We start from the raw sequence: 16,072 nt of genomic DNA, 5'->3' as shown, positions 1-16,072 counted from the left end.
GGAGTCTGCATGCGTCATTACGAAATCGTGATGCTGATCCATCCGGATCAGAGTGAACAGGTTCCAGCCATGCTGGAACGCTACAAAGGCATGATCACGGCCGGCAACGGTCAGATCCATCGTGTCGAAGACTGGGGTCGCCGTCCTCTGGCCTACCAGATCAACAAGCTGTCCAAGGCTCACTACCTGTGCCTGAACATCGAGGCCGATCAGGCCGTGATGTCTGAGTTGGAGCACGCCTTCCGCTTCAATGATGCGGTGCTGCGCCATCTGGTCATCCAGAAGAAGAAGGCCGAAACCGCTCCTTCCGCGATGATGAAGGCCGTCGAGCGTGAAGAGGCTCGCAAGAACCAACAGCAGGAGGCCGCGGCGTAAGCGTTTCCGTGGGTGTGACATCCGCTTCGGCCAACCATCTGACCATCACCGCGATGCTGCTCGAGAGGGCGACCTTGCGCTATACCCCAGCGGGGGTGCCTGTGGTCGATGTGCTATTGGAGCATCGCTCCGAGCAACTAGAAGCCGGTCAGGCTCGTCAGGTCACCTTGCAGCTCAAGGCCATCGTGTTCGGTGCCATTGCCGAATCTCTGAGTCTTCAGCCGCTTGGCATCGATCTCGATGCCCGAGGATTTCTCACCAACGCCCGCAACGGAAAAGGCGTCGTGTTCCACATACAAGATTTCAAACCGATTTAAGGAAGCACCACCATGGCTGCCCCCAAGCGTACCAACAAAGACAAGCGCCCCAAGCGCAACACCCAGTCCCTGCTATTCAAGCGCAAGAAGTTTTGCCGCTTCACCGTGGCAGGCGTTGAAGAAGTGGACTACAAGGACGTGGACGTCCTGCGTGACTTCATCGCCGAGAACGGCAAGATCATCCCCGCCCGCCTGACTGGCACCCGCGCCATCTACCAGCGCCAAGTGACCACCGCCATCAAGCGTGCCCGCTTCCTGGCCCTGTTGCCTTACACCGACCAGCACCGCGTCTGATCGGAAGGAGCCACATCATGCAAATCATCCTGCTCGACAAAGTCGTCAACCTCGGTAACCTCGGCGATATCGTCAAGGTCAAGGACGGCTACGCCCGCAACTTCCTGATCCCCACCGGTCGCGCCCGCCGTGCCACCCAGGCCGCCGTGGCCGAGTTCGAGGCTCGCCGCGCCGAACTCGAAAAAGCCGCCGCCGCCAAACTGGCCGAAGCCCGGGCTCTGGCCGAAAAGCTCCAAGGCTACACCATCAAGATCAGCCAGAAGGCCGGTGTGGACGGGCGCCTGTTCGGCTCCGTGACCAATCACGACATTGCCGATGAACTGGTGAAGCAGGGCTTTGCCGTGACCAAGGCCCAGATCCGTATGCCCAATGGTCTGCTCAAGAACGTGGGTGACTACACCGTCCAGGTCAGCCTGCACACCGACGTGCTGGTGGATGTCAACGTCTCGGTGCTCGGCGAGACTGCCTGATCGACCGTGAATCCCGCCGGCCGGCCCTGTGCCCGGCTGGTGACGTCGATGAAAAAACCGGCCTCGTGCCGGTTTTTGTTTGGGGTGTGCTGTGGGTTTGGCGTTTCAGTGCCGAGTCACCACAGTTTCCACCAGGGGCCACGGTCGCGCTGAAAGCCCTGGGTGAGGAAAGGGCTCTGCGGGAAATTGCTTTCCAGAATGCGGCGGGTGTCTGCAGCCAGATCGTTCATGCCCAGAGCCTCGTAGGAGCGCAGCATGATATAGAGCGCCTCCTCGGCGGCCGGAACCCCCTGATACTCGGTCACGGCCGTTTGGGCGCGATTGAGCGCGGCCACATAGGCCCCCCGGTTGAAGTAGTACCGGGCCACATGCACCTCGGATTGGGCCAGCGAGTTGATGATGTAGGTCATCCGCAGCCGGGCGTCGGGTGCATAGCGCGAATCCGGAAAGCGTTCCACGAGTTCGCGGAAAGCCTCGAAAGACACTCTGGCCGCTTTTTGATCGCGTTCCGAGAGATCCTGTCGTGAAATGGAGCCGAACAACCCGAGGTTGTCATTGAAGTTCACGATCCCTTTGAGGTACAGGGCATAGTCCAGGGCCGGACTGGCCGGGTGCAGGCGGATGAAGCGGTCCAGCGTGGCGATGGCCTGGGCCTGTTCCCCGGCTTTGTAGTGGGCGTAGGCTTTTTCGAGTTGGGCCTGCTGTGCCAGAGGGGTTCCCGCAGCGCGCCCCTCCAGCTTTTCGAACAACGTGACCGCGCGTTCGAAGTTGCCACTGTTGCGTTCGTCGATGGCTTCGGCGTAGATCCGGTTGGGGCTCCAGTTGGCCGTCGGGTCATCGGGGGTCTTGCTCGCGCATGCACTGAGCAACACAGCCACGCTGACCACCGCCCACCATCGAGGCGCAGGAGTGACAACGGATAATCGACGCAGAAACATCAAGTGCACACCTTTGCGACAGCGGGATCAGGAATTGACGAAACCCATTATATCGATGGCCATGGAGCCGGTGGCCGACGAAGACGCCTTGGCGGACGAGGATCTCGCGACGGAGGTTGGCGGCGCCGAAGACGAATCCGGGCATCCGGTCGAGATCCGGCGTTTCAGCGCCGAGGTCGATCACCATGGGGTGCGGCTGGACAAGGTGTTGACGGCCCTGTTGCCCGAGTTTTCGCGTTCGTGGCTGCAGCAGTTGCTGGCCCAGGGGGCGGTGCGTGTCAATGGGCGGCCCGCCACCAAGCCCGCTGCCAAGGTCCGTGCCGGTGAGGAGCTCCAGGTTGAGCTGCGGCCGACTGCGCAGGCCAGCGCCTTCGTGGCGGAGCCCATGGCGTTGGCCGTGGTGTACGAGGACGAACACTTGCTGGTGCTGGACAAACCGGCGGGGCTGGTGGTCCATCCCGCCGCCGGCCATTGGCGCGGAACCTTGCTCAACGGCCTGCTGGCCCATCACGAGGGAGCGGCCCGGCTCCCTCGGGCGGGGATCGTCCATCGTCTCGACAAGGACACCAGCGGCCTGATGGTGGTGGCCAAAACCGTCGCCTGCTGTGACGCTTTGGTGCGCATGATCGCTGAGCGCCGGATGCATCGCGTGTACGTGGCACTGGCTCACGGGTCTTGGTCGGGACAAACCGATCGGGAGGTGCGGGGGGCGATCGGTCGCGATCCCCGGCAGCGTTTGCGGATGGCGGTGCTGCCGGTCGATGCGGCGGGCGCGAAGCCGGCGCTGACTCGCGTGCGCCTGCTGGATGCCCAGCCTGCCGTGTGCTGGGTCGGCTGTAAGCTGCACACGGGTCGCACCCACCAGATCCGCGCACACATGGCCTGGCTCGGTCACCCGCTGGTGGGCGACACGCTGTACGGCGGCCGGCTGCAATGGGGGTTGGAGCGGCAGGCGCTGCACGCTCACGTGCTCGCGTTCCGGCACCCCATGACGGGTGAGGCGCTCCAGTGCGTCAGCCCGGTACCGTCCGACATCGCGGCCGCGGTGGATTCGGCGGGCCTGCGCTACAATCTGGAGCATCTGTGGCAGGTCGACGTGGACGAACCTGCCTCCCTTTTCTGATCGACCCTGGCGCCGGTGCATCGGTGTGGGGTGGCGCCCAGCACGGGCATCGGGATCATCATCCCTCTTGGCACGGACCCTCGGAACATGAACACGGCGGATGCCCGGCGCATCCTCGAAACCGCGCTCATTTGCGCGCCTGAGCCGCTTTCGCTGCGCGACATGGCGGCCCTGTTCGACGGTGCGTTGTCGCCAGACACCCTGCGTCGTCTACTGGCCGACCTGCAACTGGCCTGGTCGGGCAGGGGCGTGGAGCTGGTTTGCCTGGCCAGTGGCTGGCGCTTCCAGAGCCGTCCCGAGATGCGCCCGTTCCTGGACCGGCTGCACCCCGAAAAACCGCCCAAATACAGCCGGGCCGTTCTCGAAACATTGGCCATCATCGCCTACCGGCAGCCCGTGACCCGGGGTGATATGGAAGATATCCGTGGCGTCACCATCAACTCGGCCATCCTCAAGCAGTTGGAAGATCGGGGCTGGATCGAGGTGATCGGTCACAAAGAAACCGTCGGCCGCCCAGCCCTGTATGCCACCACCCGGCAATTCCTGGACGACTTGGGCCTGGCCTCCCTGGACGCCTTGCCACCGCTCGAAGACCGGTCTGCTGGCGACGATTTCCTGCCTGGGCTCGACCCGGCTGATCCCGATGCCCCGCCTTGCCACCCCAACGAGACCATTGCCCCGACATGACCACGCCAGAAACCCCCGCTTCTCGACCTGTAACGCCGCTCGCACAGCAGACGCAGGATGACGTCCGCTTCGAGACGGTGGTGTCGGGCGATTTCGACGAGGCCCAGACCTTGGATGTGCCGGCACCCGGCAAGCGGGTGCTGCGTCCCCAGGCCGATGCCCCCAAGCTGCACAAGGTGTTGGCTCAGGCGGGCCTGGGCTCGCGCCTCGAAATGGAGCAGATGATCCTGGAGGGACGCATTTCGGTCAACGGTGAGCCGGCGCACGTGGGGCAGCGCATCCAGTATGGCGACTCGATCAAGATCAATGGCAAGCCGATCAAGGTCCGGATTGCGCCGCCCCCGCCCAGGGTCTTGGCGTATCACAAACCGGCGGGTGAAGTGGTCACGCATGACGACCCGCAGAACCGACCCACCGTGTTTCGGCGCTTGCCGCGTCTGCACACGGGCAAGTGGCAGTCGGTGGGGCGGCTGGATTTGAACACCGAAGGCCTGCTGCTGTTCACCAATTCAGGTGAATTGGCCAACAAACTCATGCACCCGCGTTTCGGCCTGCAGCGTGAATACGCGGTGCGCGTGCTCGGCGCCTTGAGCAACGAGGAAAAGCAGCGGCTGCTCGACGGCGTGATGCTTGACGACGGTGTCGCCCAGTTCATCAGCCTCGAAGAGGGTGGGGGCGATGGCGCCAACTGCTGGTACCGGGTGACGATCGCTGAAGGGCGCAACCGCGAGGTCCGTCGCATGTTCGAGGCGGTCGGTCATGCCGTCAGCCGTCTCATCCGTATCCGCTACGGCGCCGTGGTGCTGCCGCGCGGGCTGCGTCGTGGCGTGTGGATGGAACTCGATAGCCGCGATGTGGCCCGTTTGACCGATGCCGCCGGCATGGACCGCTCCCTGGAGTCCCAGGCCCGTGTATTCCGGCAGGCCAAGGCCAGCCGCAATCCGTCCCGGCGCAAAGGACAGGGGCCTCGACCCAGTGCCCCGAAGCTGGTGGACGGTCCGCCCAAGCCTCGCGGGCCTGCAGGCGCCCGTGGCGATCGACGGCAGCGCGGGACGGGCTCCTCCGGTTCGTCTGGGCAGCCCGACCCGATGCAGACCAGCTATGGGTACATCGGTGCCGACGCGCGTTCCGCTCCACGCGGTGGCTCCAGGCGACCGGGTTCGGGTAAACGGGGGCGCGCCGGGCGCTGAACGTCTGGCCGGCGCACCTCGTCACGGGTTAAAATCAAAAACTTTGCTAAACCTTTGACTTTCCAACAAACCAGGACTATCCATGGCCATCGAACGCACCCTTTCCATCATCAAACCGGACGCCGTTGCCAAGAACGTCATCGGCCAGATTTACAGTCGATTCGAAGCCGCCGGCCTCAAGATCGCGGCCGCCAAGATGGTGCATCTCTCCCGCGAGGAAGCCGAGCAGTTCTACGCGGTCCACAAGGATCGTCCCTTCTTCAAGGATCTGGTGGACTTCATGATCTCCGGCCCGGTGATGGTTCAAGTGCTGGAAGGCGAGAACGCCATCGCCAAGAACCGCGAGCTCATGGGGGCCACCGATCCCAAGAAGGCCGCGCCCGGCACCATCCGTGCCGACTTCGCTGACAGCATCGACGCCAATGCCGTGCATGGCTCCGATGCACCCGAAACCGCCGCCGTGGAAGTCTCGTTCTTCTTCCCCGGCATGAACGTATACACACGTTGATCATGCGATGACGGCCAATTTGCTCGACTTCGACCTCGACGGGTTGGCCGCTTTCTGCGAGCGGCTCGGAGAAAAGCGTTTCCGGGCCGTGCAACTTTTTCGTTGGGTACACCAGAAAGGGGTGGCCCGCTTCGAGGACATGACCGATCTGGCCCGCTCGCTGCGCGAGAAGCTGCCGAGCGTCTGCGAAGTGCGCGGTCTGCCCGTGCTGGCTGAGCAAGCGTCAGCGGACGGCACCGTCAAGTGGCTGTTCGATGTGGGGGATGGCAATGCCGTTGAGTCGGTGTTCATCCCCGAGGACGACCGCGGCACGTTGTGCGTTTCCTCCCAGGCGGGGTGCGCCGTGGGGTGCCGTTTTTGTGCCACGGGGCACCAGGGTTTCAGCCGCAACCTCACCACCGCCGAAATCATGGCCCAATTGTGGTTTGCCGAACATGCGCTGCGCCAGCGCTTCGGCACCCGGGAACGGGTCATCTCCAATGTGGTCATGATGGGTATGGGCGAGCCCTTGCAAAACTACCACGCCCTCGTGCCGGCGCTGCGCGTGATGCTGGACGATCACGGCTACGGTTTGTCGCGTCGCCGGCTCACGGTGTCCACCTCCGGTGTGGTGCCGATGATGGATCGGCTGGCGGCGGATTGCCCGGTGGCCCTGGCCGTGTCGTTGCACGCGCCCAACGATGCCTTGCGCGACGATCTGGTTCCGCTGAATCGCAAATACCCCATTGCCGAGCTGCTCGACGCCTGCCTGCGTTACCTGCCAGCCGCTCCGAGAGATTTCATCACCTTCGAATACTGCATGCTCGATGGGGTGAATGACCGCCCCGATCATGCGGAGCAGCTGGTTCAACTGCTCAAGCACCACGGCGGCCGTGGCGTGCCGTGCAAGCTCAACCTCATTCCCTTCAATCCTTTTCCCGATTCCGGGCTGCGCTGCTCGTCCAAGGCGGCGGTCAAAGCCTTTGCCGATCGTCTGAATGCGGCCGGCATCGTGACCACGGTGCGCAAGACCCGGGGCGACGATATCGACGCCGCTTGTGGGCAACTCGCTGGCGATGTCCTGGATAGGACCAACGCGGCACAACGGCTGGCCCAGCGCCGGCTGCAAGAAGGGCAGCCGATGCTGTGGAAACCTTCCATGAAGGAGACTTCTGCATGACCTGGGCGTGGCGATGGTGTGCGCTGTGGATGGGGATGGTGCTTGTGACCCTGCAGCTCGGGTGCACCACCCAGGGGGGCCGCATGGAAGGGGATTCGGTGTGGGTGACCCCATCCGACGAGCCGGAGGCCCGTCGCCGGGCGCGCATCCGGCTTGAACTGGCTGCCGGTTACTTCGAGCAGGGGCAGGCCACGGTGGCGCTGGACGAAGTCAAGCAGGCGCTGAATGCCGACCCCACCTTCGCTGCGGCCTACAACCTCAGGGGCCTGATTTTCATGCGGCTGGAGGAACCACGCCTGGCCGAAGACAGTTTTCAGCAGGCGCTGCGCCTGGCCCCGCGCGACGGCGACACCTGGCACAATCTGGGCTGGTTCTACTGCCAGGCCGACCGCCACACCGATGCCGTGCAGGCGTTTGGCCGGGCCCTCCAGTCACCCGGTTACCGCTCTGCCGCCCGCACCTGGATGGTCCAGGGCATCTGTCAGGCTCGAGCCGGACAGCGTCTCGAAGCCGAGCAAAGCCTGATACGCTCTTTTGAGCTCGATTCGGGCAACCCGATCACCGTGTACAACTTGGCGCTGCTGTTGCACCAGCGGGGCGAAAGCGAGCGAGCCCGTTTCTATCTGCGGCGCCTGAACAATTCCGAATTCGCAAATGCCGAATCGCTCTGGCTTGGCGTCAAGATCGAAAACCGGCTCCAGAATCGGGAGGCTGCCCAGCAGTTGGCCACCCAGTTGTTGCGCCGTTTCCCCGATTCGCGCGAGGCCAGTGCCTATGAGCGGGGGGCTTTTAATGAGTGAAAACGTGAATGATCGCCTGCATGCGCAGCACGACCAGCAAGAGAACGACGCGTCCACGGCAGCGGTGCTGACGCTGCGCCAAGCCCGGGAGCGCGCTGGTTTACACCTCGCCGCCCTGGCCGCGATGCTCAAGGTGCCGGTTCGGCGTCTGGAAGCCCTAGAGGCCGGGCGCTACGACGAATTGCCCGACATGACCTTTGCCCGGGCGCTGGCCTTGAGTGTGTGCCGGGTATTGAAGGTGGACCCAGCCCCGATCCTGGCCAGTCTGCCGGCTTCGGCGGAGGTGCGGCTCGGGGACATCGAGCGCTCCATCAACGCACCCATGCCGCAGCGCCAGGCTCCGCTCAAGATGGGGGGCGGATCGACCCCGCTGGTCGGACGCCGGCTGCCTTGGCCCATGGCATTTGCGCTGCTGGCCCTGGTGGTGGCGGTGGTGTTGTGGTTCTTGCTGCCCTCAGCCTCCTCGCCGCCCGCTCAGCGAACCACGCTGACGCCGGTGGCGGTCGAGCCCCTGCCGGCCGAAGGCGAGGCGGTCGGCACCGGCGCCTCGACCGACGAGGCGCCGGTCGAATCCGGGGATGCCTCTGCTGCTGCCTTGCCAGACGCCTCTGCGGCCGCCGCCAGCGATGCGCCGGCCGTGGCAGCTCCCGAAGGCGTGTTCCGCCTGCGTGCCCGTGAGACGTCGTGGGTACAGGTCAGCGGTGCGTCGGGGCGGGTGTTGCTTCAGCGCAGCCTGCAAGCGGGAGAGGTCGTGGCGTTTTCGACCGACTTTCCGTTGGCCGTGGTGATCGGACGAGCCGATGAGGTCGAGGCGACCTTGCGCGGTGAACCCTTTGCCTTGGCACCCCATGCGCGCAACAATGTGGCCCGTTTCGAGGTGCGTTGACGCCATGAATGTCGCTCCATCCGAAACCGAAACGCCGGGCAAGCCCGTATCCAGCCCGTTTCCGCCCCGCAAATCCCGCATGGGTGTGGTGAGTTGGGGCGATCACCGAGTCACGCTCGGTGGCAGCGCGCCGGTGCGCGTGCAGTCCATGACCAACACCGATACCGCCGATGCCGTGGCCACGGCCATTCAGGTCAAGGAGCTGGCGCAGGCGGGTTCCGAGTTGGTACGCATCACCGTCAACAACGACGACGCGGCCAAGGCCGTGCCCTACATCCGCGAGCAGCTCGACCGCATGGGCATTGCGGTGCCGCTGATCGGTGACTTCCACTACAACGGCCACCGCCTGCTCACCGACTACCCCGACATGGCGCAGGCCCTGTCCAAATACCGCATCAATCCCGGCAACGTGGGGCGGGGCGACAAGAAAGACCGGCAGTTCGCCCAGATGGTGGAGGTGGCGCTGCGCTGGGGCAAGCACATCCGCATCGGGGTCAACTGGGGCAGCCTGGACCAGGATCTGCTCGCGTCCATGATGGACGAGAACGCCCGCCGCCCTGAACCCTGGGACGCCAAGCAGGTCATGTATGAAGCCCTGATTGCCTCGGCTTTGCAATCCGCCGCCCAGGCCGAGCAGCTGGGCATGAAGCCCGAGGACATCGTGCTGTCGTGCAAGGTCAGCGGGGTGCAGGACCTGATCGCCGTCTATCAGGAATTGCACCGCCGCTGTGACTATCCCCTCCACCTGGGCCTGACCGAGGCGGGCATGGGTACCAAGGGCACGGTGGCGTCTGCGGCCGCCTTGTCCGTGTTGCTCCAGCAGGGTATCGGGGACACCATTCGCGTCTCGCTCACGCCGCAGCCGGGCGAGCCCCGTACCCAGGAGGTGGTGGTGGCGATGGAGATTCTGCAGGCCCTGGGGCTGCGCAGTTTTGTGCCGAGTGTCACGGCCTGCCCCGGTTGCGGCCGCACCACCAGCACCACCTTCCAGGAACTGGCCAAGCAGATCGACGATTTCCTGCGCGCCTCCATGCCGCAGTGGCGCGAGCGTTATCCCGGCGTGGAGAACCTCAAGGTCGCGGTGATGGGCTGCATCGTCAACGGGCCGGGCGAAAGCAAGCACGCCGACATCGGCATCAGTCTGCCCGGCACCGGCGAGGCACCTGCCGCTCCGGTGTTCATCGATGGTGAAAAACGCCTGACCCTGCGGGGCGCTGCCATCGCCACCGAGTTCCAGCAGATCGTCGAAAACTACATCCACCAAAAATTCGGCGCGTCCGCCTAGGCGCGCTGAGACACAAATCCACAAAGCACATGGCAGAGAAACTGAGTGCCGTCAAAGGCATGAACGACATTTTTGCGCCGGAGTCGGCGCACTGGGAATGGCTGGAAGGCAAGGTTCGCGAGCTGATGGCGCGCTATGCCTACCGCAATGTGCGCACCCCCATCGTGGAGCCGACCGGCCTGTTCGTGCGCGGCCTGGGCGAGGTGACCGACATCGTCGAGAAGGAGATGTATTCCTTCGAGGACCGCCTCAACGGCGAGCAGCTCACCTTGCGCCCCGAGGCCACGGCCGGTGTGGTGCGGGCGGTGGTCGAGCACAACCTGCTCTACGATGGCCCCAAGCGCCTGTACTACATGGGCCCGATGTTCCGCCATGAGCGCCCGCAGCGCGGCCGCTACCGCCAGTTCCACCAGGTGGGCGCCGAGGCGCTGGGCTTCGCCGGGCCCGACGTGGACGCCGAGCTCATCGTCATGGCCGCCGACCTGTGGGCCGAACTGGGCCTGACGGACGTGGCCCTGGAAATCAACAGCCTGGGCCAGCCCGCCGAGCGGTCGGCGCATCGGCAGGCACTCATTGCCTATCTGGAACGGCACATCGATCGGCTCGACGAAGACGCCAGGCGACGCCTGTACAGCAACCCGTTGCGCATCCTCGACACCAAGAATCCGGCCATGCAAGCCCTCGTCGAGGCTGCGCCCAAGCTCATCGATTACCTCGGCGCCGAGTCGCTGGCACACTTCAACGCCCTGCGTGAGCTGCTGGATGCCCAAGGCATTGCTTACCGCATCAACCCGCGTCTGGTGCGCGGCATGGACTACTACAACCTCAGCGTGTTCGAATTCGTGACCACCTCGCTGGGCGCGCAAGGCACCGTCTGTGCCGGCGGGCGCTACGATGGGCTGATCGCGCAGATCGGTGGCAAGCCCGCTCCGGCCGTGGGCTGGGCGCTGGGGGTGGAGCGTATTCTGGAGCTGTTGAAAGCCCAGAACCGCCTGCCCGCCGTGCCCGTGCCGGATTGTTACGCCATCGTGCCGCAGGCCGGCGCTCAGGCGACCGTGATGCGGGTCTTGCGTGTGCTGCGCCAGGCGGGTATCTCCATTCAAATGCACGCTGGCGGCCCGGACGGTCAGGGCAGCATGAAGTCCCAATTCAAAAAAGCCGATGCCAGCGGCGCACGCTATGCGCTCATTTTTGGCGAGAGCGAACTGGCTGCCGGGCAGGTGGCGGTCAAGCCCTTGCGTGCAGACGGCCAGGGGTCGATCACCGGGCAGACGCTATTGCCGCTGACCGAAGCAGCGACCTGGGCGGCGCGCCTGCGTTGAGCGCCCAGTCCCGCCGACCGCCTACAATCCTTGCACACGCAGCACCCATCCACACACGCATTCCATGGCCTCACCTTACGACCTGCAAGAACAGGAGCAGTTGGCCCAGATCAAGCATTTCTGGGCCCGTTACGGCAACCTCATCACCTGGCTGCTCATCGCCGTGCTGGGTGGCTATGCGGCTTGGAACGGTTGGCAGTACTGGCAGCGCAAGACGGCACTGGAGGCCGCCACGCTGTATGACGAACTGGATCGAGCCGCCAGGGCCAACGACGTGGACCGTGTGCGTCGTGTCTGGTCCGACATGCAGAAGCAGGCCGGTCGTTCTGCCCAGGCGCAGCAGGCTGGGTTGCTGGCTGCCCGGGTGTTGCACGATGCCGGGGCGGCCGATGAGTCCCGCGAGGCGCTCAAGGTCGTGGTCAACAGGGCGGCCGATCCCGGTGTCGTCGCGGTGGCGCGTTTGCGGCTGGCGGGTCTCGAACTCGAGGCGGGCGATCACGCGGCAGCCCTGAAGTGGCTCGAAGCCTCATTCCCGGCCGAATATGCCGCGCTGGTGGCAGACCGCCGTGGCGACGTGCTGCTGGCCCAAGGACAAGCCGAAGCGGCGCGGCAGGCCTATCAGTCGGCATGGCGCGCCATGAGCCCTGAAGTGGACTACCGCCGCATCGTCGAAGCCAAACTGAACGCCCTCGGGGTAGACCCGACGCGGGCGTCCGAATGAAGGGAGTGCCTGCCGTGAGCCTGAATGTTTCTGCTGCCGTTGCGGTGCGCCGTGGGGTTGCCGTCCTGCTGCTCGCTGCGATCCTGTCGGCCTGTTCGTCCGGCAGCAAGCGTCCCGAGCCGGCCCCCCTGGTTCCCGTGACGCCCTTGGTGCCGGCCACCCGCGTATGGTCCACCACCATTGGTCCGGTCGATGCCCTCATGACGCCTGCGGTGCATGGCCAGCAGCTCTTTGTGGCCAACGCGGGCGGATCCGTGATCGCCATCGACGGCGCCTCTGGCCAGCCGGTCTGGCGTGTCGAGGTGGGGGCGCCTCTGTCCGCCGCAGTGGGTTCGGATGGCCAGTTGGCGGCGGTGGTCACACGCGCCAATGAGTTGGTGCTCGTGCAGTCTTCCGGCGAGCTGTGGCGTACCCGCCTGCCGGCACGGGTGTTCACCGCTCCCCTGGTGGCCGGACAGCGCGTGTTCGTGCTCAGCGCCGACCGCAGCGTCACCGCTTTCGATGCCCGCTCGGGGGCCCGTCTCTGGACGCAGGCCGCACGCGGCACCGACCCGCTGGTGTTGCAGCAAGCCGGGGTGCTGACCGCGGTTGGCGATACGTTGCTGGCAGGGGTTTCGGGCCGCCTCGTGGCCTTCGATCCGCTGAACGGCCGCATACGCTGGGAGGCTCCTTTGGCCACGCCGCGGGGAGTCAACGAAATCGAGCGCTTGGTCGATCTGGTCAGGCCTGTCGGTCGGGTCGGCAATCAGGTCTGTGCCCGCGCCTTCCAGGCTGCCGTGGGTTGCGTCGATACCAGTCGTGGCACGGTGCAATGGACCCAGCCCGCCGACGGCGCTGTCGGAGTGGCCGCCGATGCGGACCGCGTCTATGGCGCCGAGCGCAATGGGCGCGTGATTGCCTGGCGCCGGGACTCCGGCGAGCGGGTCTGGGCCAGCGATGCCTTGCTGCACCGGGGCGTCACCGCGCCGCTGGCGGCCGGCCGCTCGATCATCGTCGGCGACGCCCAGGGCTTTTTGCATCTGCTGTCGCGGGACAACGCAGCCATGCTCAACCGCCTGAGCACCGATGGTTCGGCCATCGTCAGCGGTCCTTTCCTCGTCGGTAACACGTTGGTGGCGGTCACACGCAACGGCGGGGTCTTTGGCTGGCGTCCCGAATGAAACCTGTCATTGCCTTGGTCGGGCGGCCCAATGTGGGCAAGTCCACGCTCTACAACCGCCTGACCAAGACGCGGGACGCGATCGTGGCCGATTTCCCTGGTCTGACGCGCGATCGACACTATGGCAACGCCCGTTTGGGCAAGCGCGAGTTCATCGTCATCGATACCGGCGGTTTCGAGCCCGACGCCAGCAGCGGCATCTACAAGGAAATGGCCAAGCAGACGCGCCAGGCCGTGGCCGAGTCCGATGTGGTGATCTTCGTGCTCGATGCACGTGCAGGGCTGAGCGCTCAAGACCACGACATTGCCAACTACCTGCGCAAGCTCGACAAGCCTTGCCTGCTCGTCGCCAACAAGGCCGAGGGCATGCAGGCCGGTGCCCAGTTGGCCGAGTTCTATGAGCTGGGGCTGGGCGAGGTGATCCCGGTGTCGGCAGCGCACGGCCAAGGCGTGCGCTCCATGATCGAGGCCGCGCTGGACCGCATCCGCTGGCCCGAAGACGAGCCCGACACCGCGCCGTCCGAAGACACCGTGATCCGGCTGGCGGTCGCTGGGCGTCCGAACGTGGGCAAGTCCACGCTCATCAATGCGTGGCTGGGCGAGGAGCGTCTGGTGGCCTTTGACCTCCCGGGGACCACGCGCGACGCCATTTCGGTGCCGTTCGAACGCCACGGGCAGAAGTTTGAGCTGATCGATACCGCCGGCCTGCGCCGCAAAGGCAAGGTGTTCGAGGCGATCGAGAAGTTTTCCGTCGTCAAGACGCTGCAAGCCATCGAGAACGCGCACGTGGTGCTGCTGCTGATCGATGCGACCCAAGGCGTGACCGAACAGGATGCCCACATCGCTGGCTTCATTCTCGACAGCGGGCGGGCGGTGGTGGTGGCGGTCAACAAGTGGGACGCGATCGACAGCTATCAGCGCGAGCAATTGCAGCGCTCGATCGAGAGTCGACTCGCCTTCCTCAAGTTTGCACCGATGCACACCATTTCCGCCATCAAGCGGCAGGGCATCGCGCCGTTGTGGAAGTCGATCGCCCAGGCCTATGCGTCGGCGACGAAAAAGATGCCCACCCCGGTGCTGACCCGGCTGCTGCAGGAGGCCGTGGCCTTTCAGGCGCCGAAACGCAGCGGCATGTACCGGCCCAAGATGCGCTATGCCCACCAAGGGGGGATGAATCCGCCGGTGATCGTGATCCACGGCAATTCGCTGGAGGGTGTCACGGACGCCTACAAGCGTTTCCTCGAAGGGCGCTTCCGCAAGGCTTTCGACCTCGTGGGCACCCCGCTGCGCATCGAATTCAAAACCTCATCGAATCCTTACGACACCTAGGGCTGGTGCGATCGCTCGCACAAACCCCGTCAGGCTGTGGTATGGTCTTGGTCCCCCAACTTCATTGAACACGGAACATATCGTGAGCAACAACAAAGGCCAACTTCTCCAGGACCCGTTTCTGAACCAGCTCCGTCGCGAGCATGTGCCGGTGTCCATCTACCTCGTCAACGGGATCAAACTGCAGGGACAGATCGAATCCTTCGATCAATACGTGGTGCTGCTGCGCAACACGGTCACCCAGATGGTGTACAAACACGCCATTTCCACCATCGTTCCGGGGCGGCCGGTGCAGTTCTCGGTCGCGCCACCGGCCGAAGCCGCCTGATCACACATTGGGTTTCGACACTTTACCCGCAGAAAGCGCGCCGGGTGTCGTGCTCGTCGGGGTGGACCTGGGTCTGCCCCACTTCGACGACACACTCGACGAGCTCGCGCAGCTCGCCGAGACCGCCGGCTATCGGGTGCTGGATCGCGTCACCTGCAAGCGCCGCGCACCCGATGCAGCCCTCTATGTCGGCAGCGGCAAGGCCGATGAAATCAAGGCCCTCGCGCTGGGTCACGGTGCCGCCGAAATTCTGTTTGACCAGGCGCTGAGCCCGGCGCAGCAGCGCAACCTCGAGCGTCACATGGGCATGCCGGTCAACGACCGCATCTTGCTCATTCTCGATATCTTTGCCCAGCGGGCGCGCAGCCATGAAGGCAAGCTACAGGTCGAACTGGCCCGATTGCAATACCTCTCCACCCGCCTGGTCCGGCGCTGGTCGCACCTGGAGCGGCAGAGCGGTGGCATTGGCATGCGTGGTGGGCCGGGGGAAACCCAGATCGAACTCGACCGCCGCATGATCGGCGACGCGATCAAGCGTACCCGCGAGCGGCTGGACAGGGTCAAGCGCCAGCGCAGCACACAGCGGCGCCAGCGTGAGCGGCGCGGTGCGTTCAACATTTCGTTGGTCGGCTACACCAATGCCGGCAAGTCTTCGCTGTTCAATGCCTTGGTCAAGGCGCGTGCCTATGCAGCCGACCAGCTCTTTGCCACGCTGGACACGACCACGCGGCAAATGTACCTGGGCGAGGTGGGGCGCAGCGTGTCGCTGTCCGATACCGTCGGTTTCATTCGCGACCTGCCGCACACCCTGGTCGATGCTTTCGCCGCCACACTGCAGGAGGCCCGGGACGCCGATTTGCTGTTGCACGTGGTGGATATGTCCAACCCTGCTTACCATGAGCAGATCGACAACGTGCAGCAGGTGTTGCACGAAATTGGCGCCGACGACATTCCCCAGATTCTGGTGTTCAACAAGATCGACGCCTTGTCGCCAGGCCAGAGACCGGTGCAGGCCATGGACCATATGGAACTCCACGGCAAGGTATGCTCTCGTATCTTCGTGAGTGCCCATACGGGCGATGGTCTGGATGCTTTGCGCAGCCTGCTGGCGCAGCGGTTGATCGCCGAAACCGGCTCGGGAAAGGCCGATCCGGAAAACGCGTCCGTCTGATTCGGCACAA

The 16,072-nt window shown here is 64.7% G+C and carries 18 protein-coding genes and 1 pseudogene; 18 read left to right on the top strand and 1 reads right to left on the bottom strand.

The window, feature by feature from the left end; all coding sequences use genetic code 11:
• The first annotated feature begins 9 nt into the window (after positions 1-9).
• Genes rpsF through rplI form a run of 4 tightly spaced genes read left to right on the top strand, consistent with a single transcriptional unit; the run spans position 10 to position 1,456 of the window.
• Entirely contained in the window at positions 10-375 is a 366-nt protein-coding gene (gene rpsF / locus HZS63_RS07425; protein ID WP_180683421.1) for a 30S ribosomal protein S6, read from the top strand.
• Between the two features lie 8 nt (positions 376-383).
• Entirely contained in the window at positions 384-692 is a 309-nt protein-coding gene (priB, locus tag HZS63_RS07420) for a primosomal replication protein N (protein WP_343039965.1), read from the top strand.
• 12 nt (positions 693-704) lie between these two features.
• Complete coding sequence (rpsR, locus tag HZS63_RS07415; protein WP_180683420.1) at positions 705-986, top strand: 30S ribosomal protein S18; 282 nt, start codon at positions 705-707, stop codon at positions 984-986.
• A gap of 17 nt (positions 987-1,003) precedes the next feature.
• Positions 1,004-1,456, top strand: a complete 453-nt coding sequence (gene rplI, locus HZS63_RS07410; RefSeq protein WP_180683419.1) for a 50S ribosomal protein L9 — start codon at positions 1,004-1,006, stop codon at positions 1,454-1,456.
• 116 nt (positions 1,457-1,572) lie between these two features.
• Here the strand turns inward: rplI and HZS63_RS07405 are convergent, their stop codons facing one another.
• The gene (locus HZS63_RS07405) at positions 1,573-2,394 is read right to left on the bottom strand and encodes an outer membrane protein assembly factor BamD (RefSeq protein ID WP_180683418.1); all 822 of its coding nucleotides are present in this window, start codon (positions 2,392-2,394) and stop codon (positions 1,573-1,575) included.
• A 61-nt stretch (positions 2,395-2,455) separates the two neighbouring features.
• On the opposite strand from HZS63_RS07405, the gene HZS63_RS07400 reads away from it, so the two are divergent.
• The 14 genes and pseudogenes from HZS63_RS07400 (at position 2,456) to hflX (ending at position 16,062) form a co-directional block, all read left to right on the top strand.
• Positions 2,456-3,517 (top strand): RluA family pseudouridine synthase, encoded by a 1,062-nt coding sequence (locus tag HZS63_RS07400; protein WP_425505937.1) that lies wholly within the window; start codon positions 2,456-2,458, stop codon positions 3,515-3,517.
• An 87-nt stretch (positions 3,518-3,604) separates the two neighbouring features.
• A pseudogene (gene scpB / locus HZS63_RS07395) lies at positions 3,605-4,168 on the top strand (SMC-Scp complex subunit ScpB); the annotation flags it as partial.
• Between the two features lie 32 nt (positions 4,169-4,200).
• The gene (locus tag HZS63_RS07390; protein WP_180683416.1) at positions 4,201-5,394 is read left to right on the top strand and encodes a pseudouridine synthase; all 1,194 of its coding nucleotides are present in this window, start codon (positions 4,201-4,203) and stop codon (positions 5,392-5,394) included.
• A gap of 82 nt (positions 5,395-5,476) precedes the next feature.
• The gene (ndk, locus tag HZS63_RS07385) at positions 5,477-5,902 is read left to right on the top strand and encodes a nucleoside-diphosphate kinase (RefSeq protein ID WP_180683415.1); all 426 of its coding nucleotides are present in this window, start codon (positions 5,477-5,479) and stop codon (positions 5,900-5,902) included.
• A gap of 7 nt (positions 5,903-5,909) precedes the next feature.
• Entirely contained in the window at positions 5,910-7,061 is a 1,152-nt protein-coding gene (rlmN, locus tag HZS63_RS07380; protein ID WP_180683414.1) for a dual-specificity RNA methyltransferase RlmN, read from the top strand.
• Positions 7,058-7,861, top strand: a complete 804-nt coding sequence (pilW, locus tag HZS63_RS07375; protein WP_180683413.1) for a type IV pilus biogenesis/stability protein PilW — start codon at positions 7,058-7,060, stop codon at positions 7,859-7,861. The genes rlmN and pilW overlap by 4 nt, the downstream gene beginning before the upstream one ends.
• A gap of 4 nt (positions 7,862-7,865) precedes the next feature.
• Positions 7,866-8,747, top strand: a complete 882-nt coding sequence (locus HZS63_RS07370; RefSeq protein WP_180683412.1) for a RodZ domain-containing protein — start codon at positions 7,866-7,868, stop codon at positions 8,745-8,747.
• A 4-nt stretch (positions 8,748-8,751) separates the two neighbouring features.
• A complete protein-coding gene (gene ispG, locus HZS63_RS07365) occupies positions 8,752-10,032 on the top strand; it encodes a flavodoxin-dependent (E)-4-hydroxy-3-methylbut-2-enyl-diphosphate synthase (RefSeq protein WP_180683411.1) in 1,281 nt (426 codons plus the stop codon).
• A 29-nt stretch (positions 10,033-10,061) separates the two neighbouring features.
• The gene (gene hisS, locus HZS63_RS07360; protein ID WP_180683410.1) at positions 10,062-11,354 is read left to right on the top strand and encodes a histidine--tRNA ligase; all 1,293 of its coding nucleotides are present in this window, start codon (positions 10,062-10,064) and stop codon (positions 11,352-11,354) included.
• Between the two features lie 64 nt (positions 11,355-11,418).
• Positions 11,419-12,075 carry a YfgM family protein gene (locus HZS63_RS07355; protein ID WP_180683409.1) on the top strand — a complete coding sequence of 219 codons (657 nt, stop codon included), beginning with the start codon at positions 11,419-11,421 and terminating at the stop codon, positions 12,073-12,075.
• 14 nt (positions 12,076-12,089) lie between these two features.
• Complete coding sequence (gene bamB / locus HZS63_RS07350) at positions 12,090-13,235, top strand: outer membrane protein assembly factor BamB (protein WP_343039964.1); 1,146 nt, start codon at positions 12,090-12,092, stop codon at positions 13,233-13,235.
• A complete protein-coding gene (der, locus tag HZS63_RS07345; protein ID WP_180683407.1) occupies positions 13,232-14,563 on the top strand; it encodes a ribosome biogenesis GTPase Der in 1,332 nt (443 codons plus the stop codon). Before bamB ends, der begins: the two co-directional genes overlap by 4 nt.
• Positions 14,564-14,645: 82 nt before the next feature.
• Positions 14,646-14,891, top strand: a complete 246-nt coding sequence (gene hfq / locus HZS63_RS07340; RefSeq protein WP_425505934.1) for an RNA chaperone Hfq — start codon at positions 14,646-14,648, stop codon at positions 14,889-14,891.
• A gap of 7 nt (positions 14,892-14,898) precedes the next feature.
• Positions 14,899-16,062 (top strand): GTPase HflX, encoded by a 1,164-nt coding sequence (hflX, locus tag HZS63_RS07335; protein WP_219339125.1) that lies wholly within the window; start codon positions 14,899-14,901, stop codon positions 16,060-16,062.
• Positions 16,063-16,072 lie beyond the last annotated feature (10 nt).

The sequence above is a fragment of the Tepidicella baoligensis genome, from assembly GCF_013432195.1.
In the GTDB taxonomy this organism is placed as follows: Bacteria; Pseudomonadota; Gammaproteobacteria; order Burkholderiales; family Burkholderiaceae_C; genus Tepidicella; species Tepidicella baoligensis.
This window is presented reverse-complemented; position numbering and strand designations above follow the sequence as displayed.